We start from the raw sequence: 17,645 nt of genomic DNA on the forward strand, positions 1-17,645 counted from the left end.
CCAGGGCATGCACCCAACAGGTGCAGGCCTCTGCCCGGCAGATGCACTTCCACTACACGAACGGAGAGACCCGATGAAGATGAGTTCCAAGACATTGACTGCCGTGGCCCTGAGCGCGGTCGCCACCCTGGTCAGCCTGCCCGCGCATGCCGGCAAGGATCTCGATGCGATCAAGAAACGGGGTGAACTGATCTGTGGCGTCAGCACCGGTCTGGCCGGCTTCTCCGCCGCCGACAGCCAGGGCAAATGGAGCGGTCTGGACGTGGACGTGTGCCGCTCCGTGGCCGCAGCCGTGCTCAATGACTCCACCAAGGTGCGCTACGTGCCCCTGAATGCCGCACAGCGCTTCACCGCCCTGCAGTCCGGCGAGGTCGACCTGCTGCCGCGCAACACCACCTGGACGCTCACCCGCGACGCCTCGCTCGGCCTGCACTTCACCGGTGTGAATTTCTATGATGGCCAGGGCTTCATGGTGCCCAAGAGCCTGAACGTCAAGAGCGCCAAGGACCTCAAGGGCGCCACGGTGTGCGTGCAGGCCGGCACCACCACCGAACTGAACATGAGCGATTACTCGCGCGCCAACAACCTCAACCTGCGCCCGATCGTGTTTGCCGAGCTGGCAGCCACCAACGCGGCCTACTTCGCCGGACGGTGCCAGGCCTACACCACGGACGCCTCCGGCCTGGCCTCGATCCGCTCGAAGGAAGCGGCCAAGCCCGACGACCACATGATCCTGCCCGAACTGATCTCCAAGGAGCCCCTGGGCCCGGCGGTGCGCCGTGGCGACGATGAGTTCTTTGCCATCGTGAAATGGATCGGCTACGCGCTGCTGGAGGCCGAGGAACTGGGCATCACGGCCGCCAACGTGGACACCATGAAGAAGGACAGCAAGAACCCGAGCGTGATGCGCCTGCTGGGTGGCGGCACCGAGGACACCGGCAAGCTGCTCGGCCTGGACAAGGACTGGGCCGTGCGCGCCATCAAGGCCGTGGGCAACTACGGCGAGAGCTACGAGCGCAACATCACCCCGATCGGCCTGCCGCGTGGCGTCAATGCCCTGTGGAACAAGGGCGGCCTGATGTACCCGATGCCCATTCGCTGATCGCGCAACACGGGCTGACAACGCCGGCGTGGAATTCCTGCCGGCGTTGTCGCATCTGGGGCCAGTGAGCTCCCGACCTCCCACAGGAGACCACATTGAACGCCGCCTCCAAACCTCCACGGCCCGCGTGGTCGTGGCGCAGCCGCGCCGCGCGCGGGCTGATCTACCAGACCGTCGCCCTGCTGCTCATCGGTCTGGGTGTCTGGTTCCTGGCGCACAACACCCAGGAAAACATGCGCATCCGGGGCATTCAGAGCGGCTTTGACTTTCTCGGCGATGCCGCCGGATTCGACATCGGCGAGACCATGATCGAATACAGCCCGAGCCAGACCTACGGCAAGGCCATCTGGGTGGGCGTGCTCAACACACTGCGCGTGGCCGTCATCGGTATCGTGCTCACGACCATCCTGGGTGTGCTGCTGGGCGTGGGACGGTTCTCGCGCAACGGCCTGGTGCGCGGCATCTGCTACGGCTACGTCGAAATCTTCCGCAACGTACCGATCCTGCTGCAGATGCTGATGTGGTACTTGTTCTTTGTCGAGGTGCTGCCCGTGCCTGGCGAGGCGTGGAACGTTGCCAACCTGTTCTACCTGAGCAAGGACGGCTTCGCCTTTCCCCGGCCCATGCAGGGCACAGGCTACCTGGTGATGCTGGCGGGCCTCGTGGCCGGCGTTCTGCTGGCCTGGGTGTGGCGCCGCTGGGCGCTGCGCGAGTTCGAGAAAACCGGCCGCCTGCGCAAGCCGGGCTGGCCCACGCTGGGCATCGTGCTCGGTGGCACCCTGCTCGGCTGGCTGGCCGGCGGCATGCCCAAGCAGTGGGCCGTGCCCGAGGCGGGGCGCTTCATGATCGAGGGCGGTGGCAGTGTCTCGCCCGAGTTCATGGCCGTGCTCATCAGCCTGACCATCTACACCGCCGCCTTCGTGGCCGAGGTGGTGCGCGGTGGCATCCAGTCGGTCAGCCTGGGCCAGAAAGAGGCGTCGGCGGCGCTGGGCCTGGCGCCGCGGCAGACCATGAACCTTGTGGTGCTGCCCCAGGCCATGCGCGTGATCATTCCGCCGCTGACCAACCAGTACCTCAACCTGACCAAGAATTCCTCGCTGGCCGTGGCCGTGGGCTACCCCGACGTGGTCTCGATCGCCAACACCACGCTCAACCAGTCGGGTCGCGCGGTGGAGTGCATCGCCATCATCATGCTGGTGTACCTCAGCACATCTCTGTCCACCTCGGCCTTCATGAACTGGTACAACCAGCGCATGGCCATCAAGGAAAGGTAGCCCCATGCCGGATACCTTCGTGCCCATCGCCGCGCGCCCCTCGCCGGTGCGCACCAGTGGCTTCGTGCCCTGGATCCGCACCAACATGTTCGGTGACCTGCGCAGCAGCATCACCTCGGTCTTTCTGCTCGCGCTGGCGGCCTACCTGCTGCCGCGGCTCTACAACTGGGGCCTGGGCAACGCGGTCTTCAGCGCCAGTGCCGATGCCTGCCAGAGCGTGCGTGGCGCGGGCGCCTGCTGGGGGGTGGTGACGGAAAAATACCGCCTCATCCTGCTCGGGCGCTATCCGTTCGAAGAGCACTGGCGCCCGGTGCTGGCCACCAGCCTCATGGTGGCCGGCCTGATCGCCAGTTGCATCCGCGTGTTCTGGAAACCCTGGCTGGCCGCGATGTGGGTGGCCATCATGGTCGTCTTCTTCGTCCTCATGGGGGGCGGCGTGCTCGGCCTCACGCAGGTGCGCACCGACCTCTGGGGCGGTCTCCCCCTCACGGTGCTGCTGGCCACGATGTCCATCTTCCTGGCCTTTCCACTGTCCATCGCGGTGGCGCTGGGGCGGCGCAGCAACCTGCCGGCCATCCGGTCGGCCTGCATCATCTATATCGAACTCATCCGCGGCGTGCCGCTGATCTCGGTGCTGTTCATGGCCTCGTTCATGTTCCCGCTGTTCATGCCGCAGGGCGTCACCATCGACGTGCTGGTGCGTGTGGTGGTGGGCATCACGCTGTTCGCGGCGGCCTACATGGCAGAGATCATCCGCGGCGGGCTGCAGGCCATACCCAAAGGTCAGCTCGAAGCAGCCGACACGCTGGGCCTGAGCTACTGGCAGACACAGCGCAAGATCGTGCTGCCGCAAGCGCTGGCCATGGTGGTCCCCAGCGTGATGAACAACTTCATCTCGATCTTCAAGGACACCTCGCTGGTGACCATCGTCTCGATGTACGAGCTCACCGGCGCGCTGTCGCTGGCACTCAACTCCGACGTGAACTGGCGCCCGTTCAAGATCGAGGCCTACCTGTTCATCACGGTCGTCTATTTCATCTTCTGTTTCGCCATGTCCCGCTACAGCCTGTGGGTCGAGAAGCAGCTCTCCACCAGCAAGGCGCGCTGAAAGAACCACATGACTGACTCCATCATCCGCTTCGACATGGTCAACAAGTGGTACGGCAACGACTTCCACGTGCTGCGCGACATCGACCTCGACGTGGCCCGGGGCGAGCGCATCGTCATCTGCGGCCCCTCGGGCTCGGGAAAGTCCACGCTGATCCGCTGCATCAACCGCCTTGAAGAGCACCAGCAGGGGCACCTGACGGTGGACGGCATCGAGCTCACCGACGACATCAAGGCCATCGACCAGGTGCGCAAGCTGGTCGGCATGGTGTTCCAGCAGTTCAACCTGTTTCCGCACCTGACCGTGCTGGAGAATCTGACGCTCTCGCCCATGTGGGTCGGAAAGATGCCGAAGAAGGAGGCCGAGGAGCGGGCGATGGCGCAGCTCGAGCGCGTGCGCATCGCCGAGCAGGCCGCCAAATATCCACTGCAGCTCTCGGGCGGACAGCAGCAGCGCGTGGCGATCGCCCGTGCGCTGTGCCTCACGCCCAAGATCATGCTGTTCGACGAGCCCACCTCGGCGCTCGACCCGGAGATGATCAAGGAAGTGCTCGATGTGATGATCGAGCTGGCCAACCAGGGCATCACCATGATCTGCGTGACGCACGAGATGGGCTTTGCCAAGGCGGTGGCCGATCGCGTGATCTTCATGGACCAGGGCCAGATCGTCGAGCAGAACACCCCCGAGGACTTCTTCAACCACCCGAAGAACGAACGCAGCCGCGATTTCCTCTCCAAGATCCTCGGGCATTGACCTGTCTTGCATCGGTCATGGGGCGCTGTCACACTGCGCCCCATGACCGAAAAGCACAAGCTCAGGAAGGTGCAGCGGCTGACCTGGCTGCGCTGGAGCGGCACCACTGCCATGGGCCTGTCGCTGTGGTGCGCCAGCGCCGCACTGGCCTTCGATCTGCAGGGCCATCGCGGCGCGCGCGGCCTGGCCCCCGAGAACACGCTGGCGGGCTTCGAGCGCGCGCTGGCCGTGGGCGTGACCACCCTGGAACTCGACGTGGTGCTCAGCGCCGACGGTGTACCGGTGATCTCGCACGACACCGCGCCCAACCCCGATCTCACGCGCGACGCCAGCGGGCGCTGGCTGCAGGGACGGGGCCAACCCTTTCACCGCCTCACGCTGGCCGAGATCGCTGCCTGGGACGTGGGTCGCATCAACCCGGCCAGCCGCTACGCACGTGACTTCGCGCAGCAGGTGCCCAGGGACGGTCAGCGCATACCCACGCTGGCCACGTTGTTCGAGCGCGTGCGCCAGCTCGGTGCCCGCCACGTACGGTTCAACATCGAGCTCAAGCTGCACCCGCAGCGCCCGGACGAGTCACCTTTGCCGGAAGCCTTCGTGCAGGCCGTGCTGGAGGTGGTGGCCACGCATGGCATGACCTCGCGCGTGGGGCTGCAGAGCTTTGACTGGCGCATCCAGAAGGTGGCTCGCCGTCTGGCACCCGGCATGCCACTGGCCTATCTCACGGCGCAACTGCCGCGCTTCAACACCTTGCGCGACGGCGAGTGGACGGCGGGCCTTCGGCTGGCGGAGCATGAGGATGCACCGGCCATGGTCGCCGCAGCTGGCGGCAAGCTGTGGTCGCCCCACTTCAGTGATCTCAACCAGCAGGTGCTGCAGCGCGCCCGGGCGCTGGAGCTGCGCGTGATTCCCTGGACGGTAAACGATCCCCAGGACATGGCCCGCCTGATCGACTGGGGCGTGGATGGGCTCATCACCGACTATCCGGACCGCCTGCGAGACGTCATGGAACAGCGCGGCATGGTGCTGCCGCCCACCGTCGCTGTGCCGCAAATGCAGGCCCGCTCCGCCGCACCGGCACCGGCGCCAGAACCCGTGCCATTCGGCGTGGCGCCCGACCTGCGCTGAGCCAGGCACCACCACCGCTCACCGCGGAGGCGGCGCGTCCCAGGCGGTGGTGTCCAGGTCCAGATCGGCGAACTGGCGCGTGTCCAGCACCGGGCGCTCGATGCCGGCCGCGAGCTGCGCGCGGTAGTCCTGCAGCAGGCGCATGGCCACCGGGAACAGCATCAGGATGGCCATCAGGTTCACCAGCGCGAGCAGGCCCATCAGCGGGTCGGAGAAGAAGAACACCGAGGTCGCGCCCGGCGCGCTGGCGCCCAGGAACACCACCACCACGATCGCCACGCGCAGCACATGCAGGGCCATGGGCTTGCCGGTCAGCTCGGTCAGGGCCGCCTCGCCCAGGTAGTAGTTGTAGATGATGGAGCTGAAGGCGAACAGCAGGATCGCGAAGGTCAGGTAGTACTGCGACCACGCACCAAAGTGCGAGCTCAGCGCCTGTTGCGTGAGCACGATGCCGTCGACATCGGTGGCGCCGGGCACATAGGCCGGGCTGAGCAGGATGACGAAGGCGGTGCACGAGCAGATCACGATGGTGTCCAGGAACACCGAGAGCGACTGCGTGATGCCCTGACTGATCGGGTGCTTCACGTAGGCCGTGGCAGCCACATTGGGCGCGGAGCCCAACCCCGCTTCGTTGGAGAACAGACCGCGGCGCAGGCCCTGCGCAATCGCCGCGCCCATGCCGCCGCCCACGGCCTCCTCGATGCCGAAGGCGTTGCTGACGATCATGGCCAGCACGCGCGGGATCTCCGCGATGTTGATCACCATCGCCAGCAGCGCCATGGCCATGTAGCTCAGCGCCATGATGGGGATGAGGATGTCGGACACCTTGGCGATGCGGCGGATGCCGCCGTAGACGATGAAGCCCGTCACCACGGCCAGGAACACGCCCGACCAGATGCGATCAACCCCCATGCTGTTGTTCACGGCGCCCGCGAATGTGTTGCTCTGGAAGGCGTTGAATCCGAAGGCGAACGAGGCCATGAGGCAAACGGCGTACAACACGCCCAGCCAGCGGTAGTGCGGCCCGAGGCCGTGCCGGATATAGCTCGCGGGGCCACCCCGGTAGGTGCCGTCGGCGGTGCTGCGTTTGTAGACCTGGGCCAGTGTGCATTCGACCAGGCTGGTGGCCATGCCGATCAGCGCGATCGCCCACATCCAGAACACCGCTCCCGGGCCGCCGAGCGTGATGGCCACCGCCACGCCGGCGATGTTGCCACCGCCGACGCGCCCGCCCAGCGAGACGAACAGGGCCTGGCGCGCACTGATCTGGTTCGGATCGGCGTGCTCGTTCTTTGGCGCGAGCACGCGGAACATGCGGAAGAAGTAGCGGAACTGGACGAAGCCCGTCAGTGCCGTCATGAAGATGCCGAAGACCACCAGGATGGGGATCAGGGCCCACCCCCAGGTGAGGTTTTCAAGTGTGGAAAACAGCTGCGTCAAGAACGACATGTCGACTCCTCCTGAAAAGTAGAAATAAATACTAACGGTGATGGCGGCCGCAAGACCAGAGCAGATAACGGGCCAACCGACGAAAGGCGACCATCCGTCCGACGGCTGTAAGCACGCCCGCCTGGCGTCGACACACCTGCACGCGCCACTACCGGAGAACGTCATGAACCGCCAACCATGCCGCGCGCTGCTGCTGCTCCCCGTGTGCGTCACCAGTGCGGTGCTGGGCACATCTGCCTCGGCCCAGAACTGCGAAGCACGCTCCGGCCCGAAGCCGCCGGCCGTGGTCGAGCTATACACCTCCGAAGGCTGCAGCTCCTGCCCGCCGGCCGACCGCTGGCTCTCCACCCTGAAGACGCAGGACGGCGTGCTGGCCTTGTCCTTTCATGTCAATTACTGGAACCACCTCGGCTGGCGCGACCCTTTCGCCACCCCCGAGACCACCGCCCGGCAATACCGCCTGAAAGAGGCGCTGGGCGGCAAGTACGTGTACACACCGCAGGTCGTTCTCAATGGCCGCGACCACCGCGGCTGGGGAGGCCAGGGCGCGCGCGACCTCACGCCCCTGCCCTCCGCGGCCGCACCCGGCCTGCGCCTGGTCCGCGAGGGCAACCAGGTCACGGCACAGCTGGCGGCGAGCCCCGCACACACCACGCTGGCGGGCTACTGGGCCGTGCTGCAGGACGGGCTGGTGAGCAAGGTCACGCGCGGCGAGAACGCGGGCGAGAGCCTGCGCCACGACCACGTCGTGAGCCTGTACCAGCCCGTCGAGCCCTGGCCGGCGGATCAGGCTCACAGCGCACGGCTCAACCTGCCCGCGGGTGGCAACGCGCGCGTGGCATTCGTGGTGACCGACCCCGGCCTGACGCGGCCGGTGCAGGCGCTGGTGCTGCAATGCACCTCATGAAGCGCGGAACCATCTGAACGGCGCCGTATCATTCACACGCCATGCGCCACATCGTGCTCGCCCTCATGATCGCCCTGCTGCCCGTTCGCGGCTGGATGGGCGACGCCATGGCGGTGGCGATGCTGGCCGCGCCGGTTCAGACCATGACGCAGACCGCGCACACCACCGCCATGCCCTGTCCCGACCACGCCAAGGCGACTCCGGCAGCGGGTGCGGTGCACGACGGGATGGCGGAGGCTGGTGACGGCAGTGACAGCCACCACGCGCACCAGAGCTGCGACGTCTGCAACGGCCCGGCCATGGCGCACCGAGCCGGTACCGCTGTGACAGCGACACCGGTCCACGGCGTGCTGGCTCCGCCGGCCGAGCGCTTCGCGAGTTCCGAGCCGCGGCGCGGCATCAAACCACCCATTTCCTGAGTTCACACACCCGAGGTGCGTCCGCCGCCGCCCGAACAGGGCGCGCAACGGGCGCTGATTCGTGTTCTCAGGAGATATCCATGATTGTTTCAGGGCGAGTTCCGCCACACCGTCCCGGCCCGCTGCGCGCCGGCCTGCTCATCGGCCTGGCTCTGGCGCTGTCCACCACCCAGGCCCAGCCACTGGACGCGCTCGACGCGGCCAATCCGGACCACCCCTCACACCCGCCGCCCGCGCTGGCCTTGCCGGCCGCGGGTGACACCGGCCCGTCCGCACCACCCGGGGACATCGCCCAGGCCCGCGCCATCTGGCAGCGTGCCAACCAGCGTGTGGCCGAGTTCCCGCGCGGCCACATCGATCTGCTGCGGTGGGAGGCACGCCAGCCGGGCGATGCCCCTGTGGCAAGCGACGCGGGCACGGCCCCGGCCCTGGACTTCACCCAGGCCTTGCGGCTCTCGCTGCGGCATCGGCCCGAGCTCTTCACCCACGCCGACATGAACCCGCTGGCGCGCGCCCGGGTGCAGGTGGCCTACGCCGGCCATGTGCGCGACCTGCGACGCACCTGGATCGATGCCGTGGCCACGCGCCAGAGCGAGCGCCTGCTCGGGGAGGCGCTGGACGCCGCCCGCACCGGCAGCGAACTCGGCCAGCGCATGGTGGACGCGGGCAACTGGAGCCAGGCCCGGCAACTGCGCGAGCAACTGATCGAGGCCCGCGCCTGGCAAGCCTACGCCGATGCGCACGGCACGGCCCTGGCCACGCAGGAACGGCTGGCGCAACAACTCGGCATGTGGGACGCCCAGGCGGCGCGCAGACTTGCCGACCAGTTGCCCACCAGCCTGCCCGAGCCACCCGCACAGCTCGCTCCCGGCGAGGGTTTGAGCGAAGCCACGCTGGAAGCCGCCGTACTGCGCAGCGACCTCGCGCTGGCACAACAACGGCTGCAAACCCGGCGCGACATCGTCGCGCTGGTGCCCGCATGGCGTCAATCCTGGAACGATGCGGTGGACGCCGCGCTGGACGCGCTGTCCGGGCCGGACCCGGGCGCCACGCCACCACACATCGACAACCTGAGCCTGCTGCGCGACCACACCCTGCAGCGCGCGTCGAGCGCCGAGGCTGCGTTGCTGCGCCAGGCGAGCGAGCGCCGCTCGATGGCGCGCCAGGCCTGGGCCGCGCTGCAGTTGCGCCACGCCAGCGCACGGCACGCCCAGGATGCGGTGGTCGCGCTGCAGGCCGCGCTGGCGCAGGAAACGCTGCTGCGCTACAACGGCATGCTGCAGAGCAGCTGGGAGCTGCTGGCCAGCGCGCGCGACCGCCTGGCCTCGCTCGACGCAGCGGTGCAGGCACGACGCGGCTACTGGCTCGCGCACGCCGACTGGCAGGCGCTGCTCGCTGGCACGGGTTACGCAGGCCCCGACACCCCCACCACTTCGGGCACCGGCACAGCCGCCGCCGCAGGACACTGACATGCACACCCCACTCAACCGACGACATTTTTTTGCTGGTGCAGCCGCCACCGCGGTGGCCGCCACCAGCGTGAGCCGCGTGGCACTCGCTGCCATCCCCGAGGCCGTGCAACAGACCTCGGCCGACACCGCGCCGCCCTGGACACCACCGGGCGTGACAGGCGCAGGCCGGCCCTACCACCCGGTGGTCACGCTCAACGGCTGGACCCTGCCCTGGCGCATGAACAAGGGCGTCAAGGAATTCCACCTGGTGGCCGAACCCGTGGTGCGCGAGGTGGCGCCCGGTTTCCTGGTCAACATGTGGGGCTACAACGGCCAGAGCCCGGGCCCCACCATCGAGGTGGTGGAAGGCGACCGCGTGCGCCTCTACGTCACCAACCGCCTGCCCGAACACACCACCATCCACTGGCACGGCCAGCGCCTGCCCAATGGCATGGACGGTGTAGGCGGCCTGAACCAGCCGCAGATCCCCGTGGGCAAGACCTTCGTCTACGAGTTCGTGGCGCGCCGGCCCGGCACCTTCATGTACCACCCGCATGCCGACGAGATGGTGCAGATGGCCATGGGCATGATGGGCTTCTGGGTCACGCACCCGAAGCAGAAGCATGCGCTGATCGAAGACGTGCAGCGCGACTACTGCTTCCTGCTCAACGCCTTCGACGTCGAACCCGGCAGCATGACGCCGCAGGTCAACACCATGCTGGAACAGAACATCTGGGCCTGGAACAGCCGCGTCTTCCCCGGCATCACACCGCTGGTGGCACGCCTGGGCGAGCGCGTGCGCGTGCGCGTGGGCAACCTGACCATGACCAACCACCCGATCCACATCCACGGCATCGAGTTCGAGGTCACGGGCACCGACGGCGGCCCCACGCCCCGGGGATCGCGCTGGCCCGAAGTCACAACCGACGTGGCGGTGGGCCAGATGCGGCAGATCGAGTTCGTCGCCGACGAACCGGGCGACTGGGCGATGCACTGCCACAAGAGCCACCACACCATGGGCGCCATGGGCCACGGCGTGCCGACCATGATCGGCGTGGACCACCGCGGCCTGGTCAAGCCCTTGCAGCGTGCCGTGCCCGATTACATGGTGATGGGTGAGCGCGGCATGGCCGACATGGGCGAGATGCAGATGGAGCTGCCCGCCAACACCTTCCCCATGATGACCGGCACCGGCCCCTACGGCCCGATCGAGATGGGTGGCATGTTCACCACGCTCAAGGTGCGCGCCGACCAGAAGGCCGGCGACTACAGCGACCCGGGCGACTACGTCATGCCGCCGGGCACGCAGGCCCGCCTGGTCGACACCGGGCAGGCCCCTGCAGCCAGCCGCCCGGACACGCCCTCGCAACCCGCGGCCGCCACCGCCCGCAAGCCGGCCAACCCCCACCAACACTGAACCCCGGAGTTCCCATGACCACACCCCACCCCAAGCGCCGCCACCTGATCGCCCTGCCGCTGGCCCTGGCGCTGCCCCGCACCTTCGCGCACGGCGAGAAGCCCCACGCCACCACCGCCCCGGTGGTGAAGGAACAGAAACCCTGGGGCATCGCGGGCGACGCCGGCGCTGTCACGCGCACGGTGGAGATCCGCATGACCGACGACATGAAGCTCACGCCCAGCCGCCTGGAGGTGCGAGAAGGCGAAACCCTGCGCCTGCGTGCCGTCAACAAGGGCAAATTGATGCACGAGATCGTGATCGGGACCCCCGCCGAGCTGCAGGCCCATGCCGAGATGATGAAGAAGCACCCCGGCATGGAGCACGACGAGCCCTACATGGCGCACGTGCCACCGGGCAAGACCGGCGATGTGATCTGGACCTTCAACCGCGCGGGCGACTTCGAATTCGCCTGCCTGATCGCCGGCCATTTCGATGCCGGCATGCGCGGCACCATCCGCGTCACACCCCGAACCTGAACCCCACAAGGAGCACACCATGAAAAGACGACATCTCCTCGGCACGGCGATCGGCCTGGCCCTCGCAGGCGGCACCGGCGCGTTCGCGCAAACCGCGCTGCCGCCCCTGCAGGTCTGGAAAGACCCCAACTGCGGCTGCTGCAACGACTGGGTCGCGCTGCTGCGCGCCGACGGTTTCCAGGTCCAGATGCACGACAGCGGCAACACCGCGGTGCGCCAGCGCCTGGGCCTGCCCGCGAAGTACGGCTCGTGCCACACCGCCCTGGTCGGCGGCTACGTGGTCGAAGGCCATGTGGCACCGGGCGAAATCCGCCGCCTGCTGACCGAGAAGCCGAAGGCCCTGGGGCTGGCCGTGCCGGGCATGCCCGTGGGCAGCCCCGGCATGGACGGCCCGATCTACGGCGGCCGCCGCGACGCCTACGACGTGCTGCTGGTGCAGCGCGACGGCAGCGCGCAGGTGTTCCAGCGGCACGCCGCCGGCATGTCGCAGGACGCCTTCAAGCGCACCGCGGGCGAAGCCACGGGTGCCGGGGCCCTGAGCGAGGCCGAGGTGCGCAAGGTCGACCGGGCCGCCGGCAAGATCACACTCAAGCACGGCGAGATCCCGAACCTGGACATGCCACCCATGACCATGGTGTTCCAGGTGGCCGACCCGGCCCTGCTCGCCACCGTGAAAGCCGGCGACAAGGTGCGCTTCAGCGCCGACAAGGTCAAGGGCGCCTACACCGTCATGCGCATCGAACCGGTGCGCTGAACCGGCGACGTGCCGGGGACTTGACATGGATCAAACCCCGGGCGTTTTCAGATCGCCAGGGCGGCTTGCGCCTTGCAGTTCCCGCAACGCACGCCGATGGAAAGGTGAGATCGACCACTTCACCTTTGCGAGCCCCTTCCATGCGCCACAACCTGCCCGTCACCGGAAACGAGTTCGTGATCCCCGAGGGGGTCACGCTTGTCTCCACCACCGATCTGCAAAGCCGCATCACCTACTGCAACCCGGCCTTCGTGGCGGTGAGCGGCTTTGACCGCGACGAGCTGCTGGGTCAGCCGCACAACCTGGTGCGCCATCCCGACATGCCCGCCGAAGCCTTTCGCGACATGTGGACCACCCTGGCCTCGGGCTCGCCCTGGTCGGCCCTGGTGAAGAACCGGCGCAAGAACGGCGACCACTACTGGGTGGTGGCCAACGCCACGCCCATGGTGGAGAACGGCCAGGCGGTCGGCTACATGTCGGTGCGCACACGACCGACCCGGGAACAGGTGCAGCAGGCCGAAGCCCTGTACGCCCGCATGCGCGCCGAACACGACAGCGGACGCATCGCGCTGGCCCTGCACCGCGGTCAGCTGGTGCGCACCGGCCTGCCCGGGCGCCTGCGGAAACTGGTGCGACCCACGCTGGGCAAGCGCATTGCCCTGTCCCTGCTCGGCGTGGCCACCGTCGGCGTGGTGGCGGGTCACATCGCGGCTACATCCACCGGCGCGGCGCAGTTGGGTGCGGCAGCGGCTCTGCTCGCGCTGACCGCCGCGGCCGCGGTCCTGCTGCGTCGCCAGGTGCTCGCGCCCTTGAACCAGGCCGTGGGTTTTGCCAACCTCATGGCGGCCGGCGACCTGTCGGCGAGCTGGCAGGGCCGCGCGGGTGGCGAGTTTGGCGAACTCGCGAAGGCGCTCAACCAGCTCAACGTGAACCTGCAGGCCGTGGTGTCCGACGTGCGCCGCGAAGTCGAGGGCGTGCAGGTCGCCTCCGGCCAGATTGCCGCGGGCAACCAGGACCTGTCCTCGCGCACCGAGTCGCAGGCCAGCAGCCTGGAGCAGACCGCCGCCTCCATGGAGGAACTCAGCAGCACGGTGCAGCAAAGCGCCAACGCCTCGCGCGAGGCTACCGAGCTCTCGCTACATTCGGCCAGCGTGGCGCGCGCGGGCAACGAGGCCATGGCCCGCGTGATCCACACCATGGACGACATCAGCCAGTCGTCGAACCGCATCGGCGAAATCATTGGTGTGATCGACGGCATCGCCTTCCAGACCAACATCCTCGCGCTCAATGCGGCCGTGGAGGCCGCGCGCGCCGGTGAACAGGGGCGTGGCTTCGCGGTGGTGGCCGGCGAGGTGCGCAACCTCGCCCAGCGCACCCTGGAGGCGGCCAAGGAGATCAAGGTCCTGATCAGCACGTCGAGCGACAAGGTCGCTACGGGCAGCCGCCTGGTGCACAGCACCGGCAAGACCATGGCGGAGGTGGTGAGCGCGGTCGAACAGGTCCAGACCCTGATCACCGGCATCCACGGCGCCACGCAGGAACAGGCCTTGGGGCTGTCCCAGATCAACCAGGCCGTGGGCCATCTCGACTCGGTGACGCAGCAGAACTCTGCCATGGTCGAGGAACTGGCCGCGGCCGCGAGCGCGCTGCAGGCGCAGTCGCAGGTCATGAACGACGCGGTGCGGGTATTCCGCCTGGTGCCCCGCGCACCCGCTCGGGCCTGAGGTCCGAACATCCGGTCCCGCCGGTCGCCCGGGTGCGGCGTGCTAATGTCTCGCCATGCCCAAGACCCTGCGCTACACCCTGCTCTCGCTGCGCGAGATGCTGCTCTCTGCAGGCCCGTTCGCCCTGCTCACGATCGCCTTGCTGGGCCTGACCTACTGGTGGCTCAACCCCACCCCGCCCAAGCGCGTGGTGCTGGCCACCGGCCCCGCGCAAAGCGCCTACGATGAATTCGGCAAGCGCTACGCGGAGGCACTCGCACGCTACGGCATCACGGTCGAGCTGCTTGCTTCGGAGGGTTCGTCGGCCAACCTGGAGCTCCTGCGCACCGGCCAGGCCGATCTGGGCTTCGTGCAGGGTGGTACCGCCGACATCGGCTACGACGACGAGGGCTCCATCGTCTCGCTGGGCAGCCTGTTCGTCGAGCCACTCTGGATGTTCTACCGGGAAGACGCGGCCAGACGCCTGCAGAAGAACCCCACCGTGAACAAGCTGGCCGAGCTCAAGGGCTGGCGTGTCAACGTGGGCACGCCCGGCAGCGGTGTGCCGCGCCTGTTCACCACCCTGCTCGATGTCAATCGTGTCGACGCCTCGCAGCTCACGCTGAGCAAGCTGGAACAGACCCCGGCCACAGTGGCCTTCCTCAACGGCGACATTGATGCCGTGGTGTTCGCGTCGGCGCCCGAATCGGTAATGGTGCAGATGCTGTTGCAGACGCCCGGCGTGAAGCTGCTGGACTTCGCCCAGAGCGAGGCCTATTCGCGCCGCTTCGGCTATCTCACGCCGGTGGTGATGCCGCAGGGCGTGGTGGATCTGGCGGCAAACATTCCGGCGCGCAATGTGCGCCTGGTGGCATCCACCACCAGCCTGCTGGCGCACAGCGACACGCACCCTGCCATCCTGCAACTGTTCGCCCAGACCGCCACCCAGCTGCACAGCGGCGCGAGCTGGTTCAGCCGTGCGCGCGAATACCCCAGCCTGGAGCACAGCGAGGTGCCGATCTCGTCCGAGGCGCAACGCGCCATCAAGAATGGCGCGCCCTTCCTGCAGCGCTATCTGCCGTTCTGGCTGGCCAATCTGATCGAGCGCGTGTGGCTGGCCATGGGCCTGATCATCGTGCTGGCCCTGCCGCTGTCGCGCATCGTGCCGCCGCTCTACGCCTTTCGCATCCGCTCACGCGTGTTCCGCTGGTACGCCGAGTTGCGCGACATCGAACAACAGCAGGAGAGCGATCAGGGAAGCAGCGTGCAGGCGTTGCTGGAGCAGCTCGACGCGATGGAATCGAAGGTGGAGAAGATCGTGGTGCCGCTGTCGTACACCGACGAGCTCTACGCCCTGCGCAACAACATCCACCTCGTGCGCAAGAAACTGCTCAGAAAAACCTGAGCCGCGCAGCGGTGGAGCGTGGGGGCCACCGACCCGGCGCCGGGCCGCCCCAAGCCGGGTCAGCCCCCCTGGGGGGCAGCGACCCGCGCAGCGGTGGAGCGTGGGGGCCCTGCCCTACTTTTCTGCCATGGCGCTGTTGAGCCAGGCCTGGCGCGCCACCTCGTCGAGCGCCTCATCCACCACGCCATGATCGGCCACCACGCGCAGGCGCCGCTGTTCCAGCAAGCGCTCGAGACCGCGCTTGGTCATGGACAGGGAGCGGCCATTGCCACCGGTGAACAGGAACAGCGTGCCATGCGGGCTGGCCCAGGTGAGCTGCCAGCGCATGGCCTGACCGTCCTGCAGGATGTCGACCCAGGTGCCCACCGGCAACTCTGATGTGCGCTGCACCGCCATCTCGGCCTTGAGATCGGCCCAATCGCGCTGCAAGGGCTGGGTGTCCAGAAAGGCCGGCTGCGTCGTCGTGGGAGGCGCGTCCGGCAGCGAGTCTTCCATGAAGCAGGTATCGCGCACCTCGTTGCGCTGCATCCACGGCTCGTCATCCAGCTCGGGCTGGATGCTGGGTTGTTCGTCGGCGGGTGGTTCGTTGCGCTGCGTCTTGTAGGCCGCCTCGTGCAGGCCCATGAGTGCCTGGAAAAACGCCTCCGCCTGCTCGCGCGGATAGTCGATGGAATCGAGCCCCTCGCGCAACGTGCGCAACACACCCGGGATGACCTTGACCAGGCGCGGCCGGTTCAGGCTGGCCAGCGCGAGCTGGCTGGACCACAGCAGGTCCGGCAGGATGTCGGTATAGCGCATGGCCGCGGATTCGCCGGGCGCCGCATCCGTGCTCTCCAGACGCGCCTGCGCCACCACCTGCGACCAGGGGCCGGTCAGGAAACGCCGCACCACGCCGGGCGACTTGTCAAAATCGTTTCGGCCCCGCATTTCAGTAGCCACCCGCTCGGCCAGCAGGTTGCGCTGTTCCACACGCACCAGCGTCTGAACCGCCAGGCCACGGGCCTGGACCTGCGCGGGCCCCACTGCGGCGGCCTGCGAGCGCTGGAACTCCTCAAGTTGCGCGGGAAACCGCGCGGCCAGATCTGCGCCCGGCTTGAGCAGCGCGCGCACGACACCGCGCGTCTGGTTGGAAAAAGCCGCGAAACCGGGATCCTGCTCGCTGGTGAACGCCAGGCCTCGCGCGATGATCGCGTCGAGCAGGCGGCGCGCCGGGTTCTGCTTGTCAGCGAAGAAGCGGGGTTCGGTGCGCGCGAGTTGCAGCAGGGCGGGCTTCATGTCCTGCAACAGGCTGCGCACCGGCGCGAGAAGGCGCTCGTCGGCGGCGATGCGCTTGAGCATGAGGGTGACCACCTCGCTGGCGAGCGTGCGCACCATGGCATTGCCTGAACCGGACGCACCGCCGTCGCTCGGGCCGTCGTCGCCCTGGTCGAGGTTGCCCACCAGCAGCTGGTGCAGATGGTCCAGCGTGAGCAGCGCGTCGTTGCCCAGCATCTCGTGTGCCGGCACCGAATCCGGGTGGGCAGCGTCCGGCGCGGCGGTGCCCGGCGTCGTGCGGCTGGTGGCGGTCTGCGTCACCACGTAACCGGCGGGCTTCACCCCGGCGCGTTCCATCTGCCGGGAGAGGTTCGCGTACATCTCGCGCAGCGCCTCGCCCAGCGACATCGCGCCCACCTGCAACCATCGCGAACGCACTGCAGCTTCCACGTGCAGTCCCTTGAGCGCCTTCATCAGCGCGGCCACAACCACTTCGGACCGCAAGGGGTTGGCGTCGGGATTGACGACGGCCAGACCTTGCGCGCCATTGAGCAGCGCGGTCAGCGTCACCAGTTCCTCGTCCACCGCCATCTTGACGACCTGCTGTACGCGGGCCAGCTCCACGGTCTCCTGTACCTGGTCGTCTCCCATGAGTTCGAGTTCGTCGAAACTCACCGTCGGGGAACGGCGCGAACCGGTACCGGTGTGAGGCAGCGCGTTCTCCATCGACTCGGCGAAGGCCGCCAGAAATCGCGTGGCCACCAGGTCGCGGTGTGATTCGAGCGTGGTGCGGGCCTGCATCAGCACCTGCTTTTCGCTCAGCTGGCTGGCGGAGAACTCACGGTCCTTGATGGCGGCATGCAGTTTGTCCAGCCAGCGCGGCACCCACTCGCGGGTCAGGGCAAGTGCGTCTCGCAGACAGGCGTCAAAGGCCTGGGTGTCGCTGGCGTCCATGCAGACGGGCTCTCTCGTGTGCGGTTGGAATGAAAATGTCGGCCGAATG

At 67.8% G+C, this 17,645-nt stretch carries 14 protein-coding genes and 2 pseudogenes; 14 read left to right on the forward strand and 2 right to left on the reverse strand.

Going from position 1 to position 17,645, the window contains the following annotated elements; all coding sequences use genetic code 11:
• The first annotated feature begins 73 nt into the window (after positions 1-73).
• From K5880_RS00725 to K5880_RS00745, 5 genes are all read left to right on the forward strand, one after another.
• Positions 74-1,102, forward strand: coding sequence for an amino acid ABC transporter substrate-binding protein (locus K5880_RS00725; RefSeq protein WP_297647350.1), 1,029 nt, complete (start codon positions 74-76; stop codon positions 1,100-1,102).
• Positions 1,103-1,197: 95 nt separating this feature from the next.
• Positions 1,198-2,376 carry an amino acid ABC transporter permease gene (locus K5880_RS00730; RefSeq protein ID WP_297647353.1) on the forward strand — a complete coding sequence of 393 codons (1,179 nt, stop codon included), beginning with the start codon at positions 1,198-1,200 and terminating at the stop codon, positions 2,374-2,376.
• A 4-nt stretch (positions 2,377-2,380) separates the two neighbouring features.
• On the forward strand, positions 2,381-3,484 hold the full coding sequence (locus tag K5880_RS00735; RefSeq protein ID WP_297647356.1) for an amino acid ABC transporter permease: 1,104 nt from the start codon (positions 2,381-2,383) through the stop codon (positions 3,482-3,484).
• 9 nt (positions 3,485-3,493) lie between these two features.
• The gene (locus K5880_RS00740) at positions 3,494-4,237 is read left to right on the forward strand and encodes an amino acid ABC transporter ATP-binding protein (RefSeq protein WP_297647359.1); all 744 of its coding nucleotides are present in this window, start codon (positions 3,494-3,496) and stop codon (positions 4,235-4,237) included.
• A 42-nt stretch (positions 4,238-4,279) separates the two neighbouring features.
• Complete coding sequence (locus K5880_RS00745; protein ID WP_297647362.1) at positions 4,280-5,365, forward strand: glycerophosphodiester phosphodiesterase; 1,086 nt, start codon at positions 4,280-4,282, stop codon at positions 5,363-5,365.
• An 18-nt stretch (positions 5,366-5,383) separates the two neighbouring features.
• Here the strand turns inward: K5880_RS00745 and K5880_RS00750 are convergent, their stop codons facing one another.
• Entirely contained in the window at positions 5,384-6,814 is a 1,431-nt protein-coding gene (locus K5880_RS00750) for an alanine/glycine:cation symporter family protein (RefSeq protein WP_297647364.1), read from the reverse strand.
• Positions 6,815-6,977: 163 nt separating this feature from the next.
• On the opposite strand from K5880_RS00750, the gene K5880_RS00755 reads away from it, so the two are divergent.
• The 9 genes and pseudogenes from K5880_RS00755 (at position 6,978) to K5880_RS00795 (ending at position 15,388) form a co-directional block, all read left to right on the forward strand.
• Positions 6,978-7,721, forward strand: coding sequence for a thioredoxin family protein (locus tag K5880_RS00755; RefSeq protein WP_297647367.1), 744 nt, complete (start codon positions 6,978-6,980; stop codon positions 7,719-7,721).
• Between the two features lie 41 nt (positions 7,722-7,762).
• Positions 7,763-8,140 carry a hypothetical protein gene (locus K5880_RS00760; RefSeq protein ID WP_297647370.1) on the forward strand — a complete coding sequence of 126 codons (378 nt, stop codon included), beginning with the start codon at positions 7,763-7,765 and terminating at the stop codon, positions 8,138-8,140.
• Between the two features lie 80 nt (positions 8,141-8,220).
• The gene (locus K5880_RS00765; RefSeq protein WP_297647373.1) at positions 8,221-9,609 is read left to right on the forward strand and encodes a hypothetical protein; all 1,389 of its coding nucleotides are present in this window, start codon (positions 8,221-8,223) and stop codon (positions 9,607-9,609) included.
• Position 9,610: 1 nt separating this feature from the next.
• Positions 9,611-11,008 carry a copper oxidase gene (locus K5880_RS00770; protein WP_297647375.1) on the forward strand — a complete coding sequence of 466 codons (1,398 nt, stop codon included), beginning with the start codon at positions 9,611-9,613 and terminating at the stop codon, positions 11,006-11,008.
• A 14-nt stretch (positions 11,009-11,022) separates the two neighbouring features.
• Positions 11,023-11,526, forward strand: coding sequence for a cupredoxin family protein (locus K5880_RS00775; protein WP_297647378.1), 504 nt, complete (start codon positions 11,023-11,025; stop codon positions 11,524-11,526).
• Positions 11,527-11,545: 19 nt separating this feature from the next.
• Positions 11,546-11,989 (forward strand): annotated as a pseudogene (locus K5880_RS00780) (DUF411 domain-containing protein); the annotation flags it as partial.
• A 93-nt stretch (positions 11,990-12,082) separates the two neighbouring features.
• Positions 12,083-12,280, forward strand: a pseudogene (locus tag K5880_RS00785) (copper-binding protein); the annotation flags it as partial.
• A 140-nt stretch (positions 12,281-12,420) separates the two neighbouring features.
• Positions 12,421-14,004, forward strand: a complete 1,584-nt coding sequence (locus K5880_RS00790) for a PAS domain-containing methyl-accepting chemotaxis protein (protein WP_297647381.1) — start codon at positions 12,421-12,423, stop codon at positions 14,002-14,004.
• A 55-nt stretch (positions 14,005-14,059) separates the two neighbouring features.
• On the forward strand, positions 14,060-15,388 hold the full coding sequence (locus K5880_RS00795) for a TAXI family TRAP transporter solute-binding subunit (RefSeq protein WP_297647384.1): 1,329 nt from the start codon (positions 14,060-14,062) through the stop codon (positions 15,386-15,388).
• A gap of 114 nt (positions 15,389-15,502) precedes the next feature.
• Here K5880_RS00795 and K5880_RS00800 read toward each other — a convergent pair whose 3' ends face one another.
• Positions 15,503-17,596: a DUF1631 family protein gene (locus K5880_RS00800; RefSeq protein WP_297647387.1), complete on the reverse strand. Its 2,094-nt coding sequence runs from the start codon at positions 17,594-17,596 to the stop codon at positions 15,503-15,505.
• Positions 17,597-17,645: the final 49 nt, after the last annotated feature.

Origin of the sequence: Hydrogenophaga sp., from assembly GCF_025699295.1 — a bacterium.
Classification (GTDB): Bacteria; Pseudomonadota; Gammaproteobacteria; order Burkholderiales; family Burkholderiaceae_C; genus Hydrogenophaga.

Excerpts from the sequence above, each read along its gene's own strand:
- K5880_RS00725 (WP_297647350.1), top strand. The coding sequence starts at position 74 with ATGAAGATGAGTTCCAAGACATTGACTGCCGTGGCCCTGAGCGCGGTC.
- K5880_RS00735 (WP_297647356.1), top strand. The coding sequence starts at position 2,381 with ATGCCGGATACCTTCGTGCCCATCGCCGCGCGCCCCTCGCCGGTGCGC.
- K5880_RS00740 (WP_297647359.1), top strand. The coding sequence starts at position 3,494 with ATGACTGACTCCATCATCCGCTTCGACATGGTCAACAAGTGGTACGGC.
- K5880_RS00745 (WP_297647362.1), top strand. The coding sequence starts at position 4,280 with ATGACCGAAAAGCACAAGCTCAGGAAGGTGCAGCGGCTGACCTGGCTG.
- K5880_RS00750 (WP_297647364.1), bottom strand. The coding sequence starts at position 6,814 with ATGTCGTTCTTGACGCAGCTGTTTTCCACACTTGAAAACCTCACCTGG.
- K5880_RS00755 (WP_297647367.1), top strand. The coding sequence starts at position 6,978 with ATGAACCGCCAACCATGCCGCGCGCTGCTGCTGCTCCCCGTGTGCGTC.
- K5880_RS00760 (WP_297647370.1), top strand. The coding sequence starts at position 7,763 with ATGCGCCACATCGTGCTCGCCCTCATGATCGCCCTGCTGCCCGTTCGC.
- K5880_RS00765 (WP_297647373.1), top strand. The coding sequence starts at position 8,221 with ATGATTGTTTCAGGGCGAGTTCCGCCACACCGTCCCGGCCCGCTGCGC.
- K5880_RS00770 (WP_297647375.1), top strand. The coding sequence starts at position 9,611 with ATGCACACCCCACTCAACCGACGACATTTTTTTGCTGGTGCAGCCGCC.
- K5880_RS00775 (WP_297647378.1), top strand. The coding sequence starts at position 11,023 with ATGACCACACCCCACCCCAAGCGCCGCCACCTGATCGCCCTGCCGCTG.
- K5880_RS00790 (WP_297647381.1), top strand. The coding sequence starts at position 12,421 with ATGCGCCACAACCTGCCCGTCACCGGAAACGAGTTCGTGATCCCCGAG.
- K5880_RS00795 (WP_297647384.1), top strand. The coding sequence starts at position 14,060 with ATGCCCAAGACCCTGCGCTACACCCTGCTCTCGCTGCGCGAGATGCTG.
- K5880_RS00800 (WP_297647387.1), bottom strand. The coding sequence starts at position 17,596 with ATGGACGCCAGCGACACCCAGGCCTTTGACGCCTGTCTGCGAGACGCA.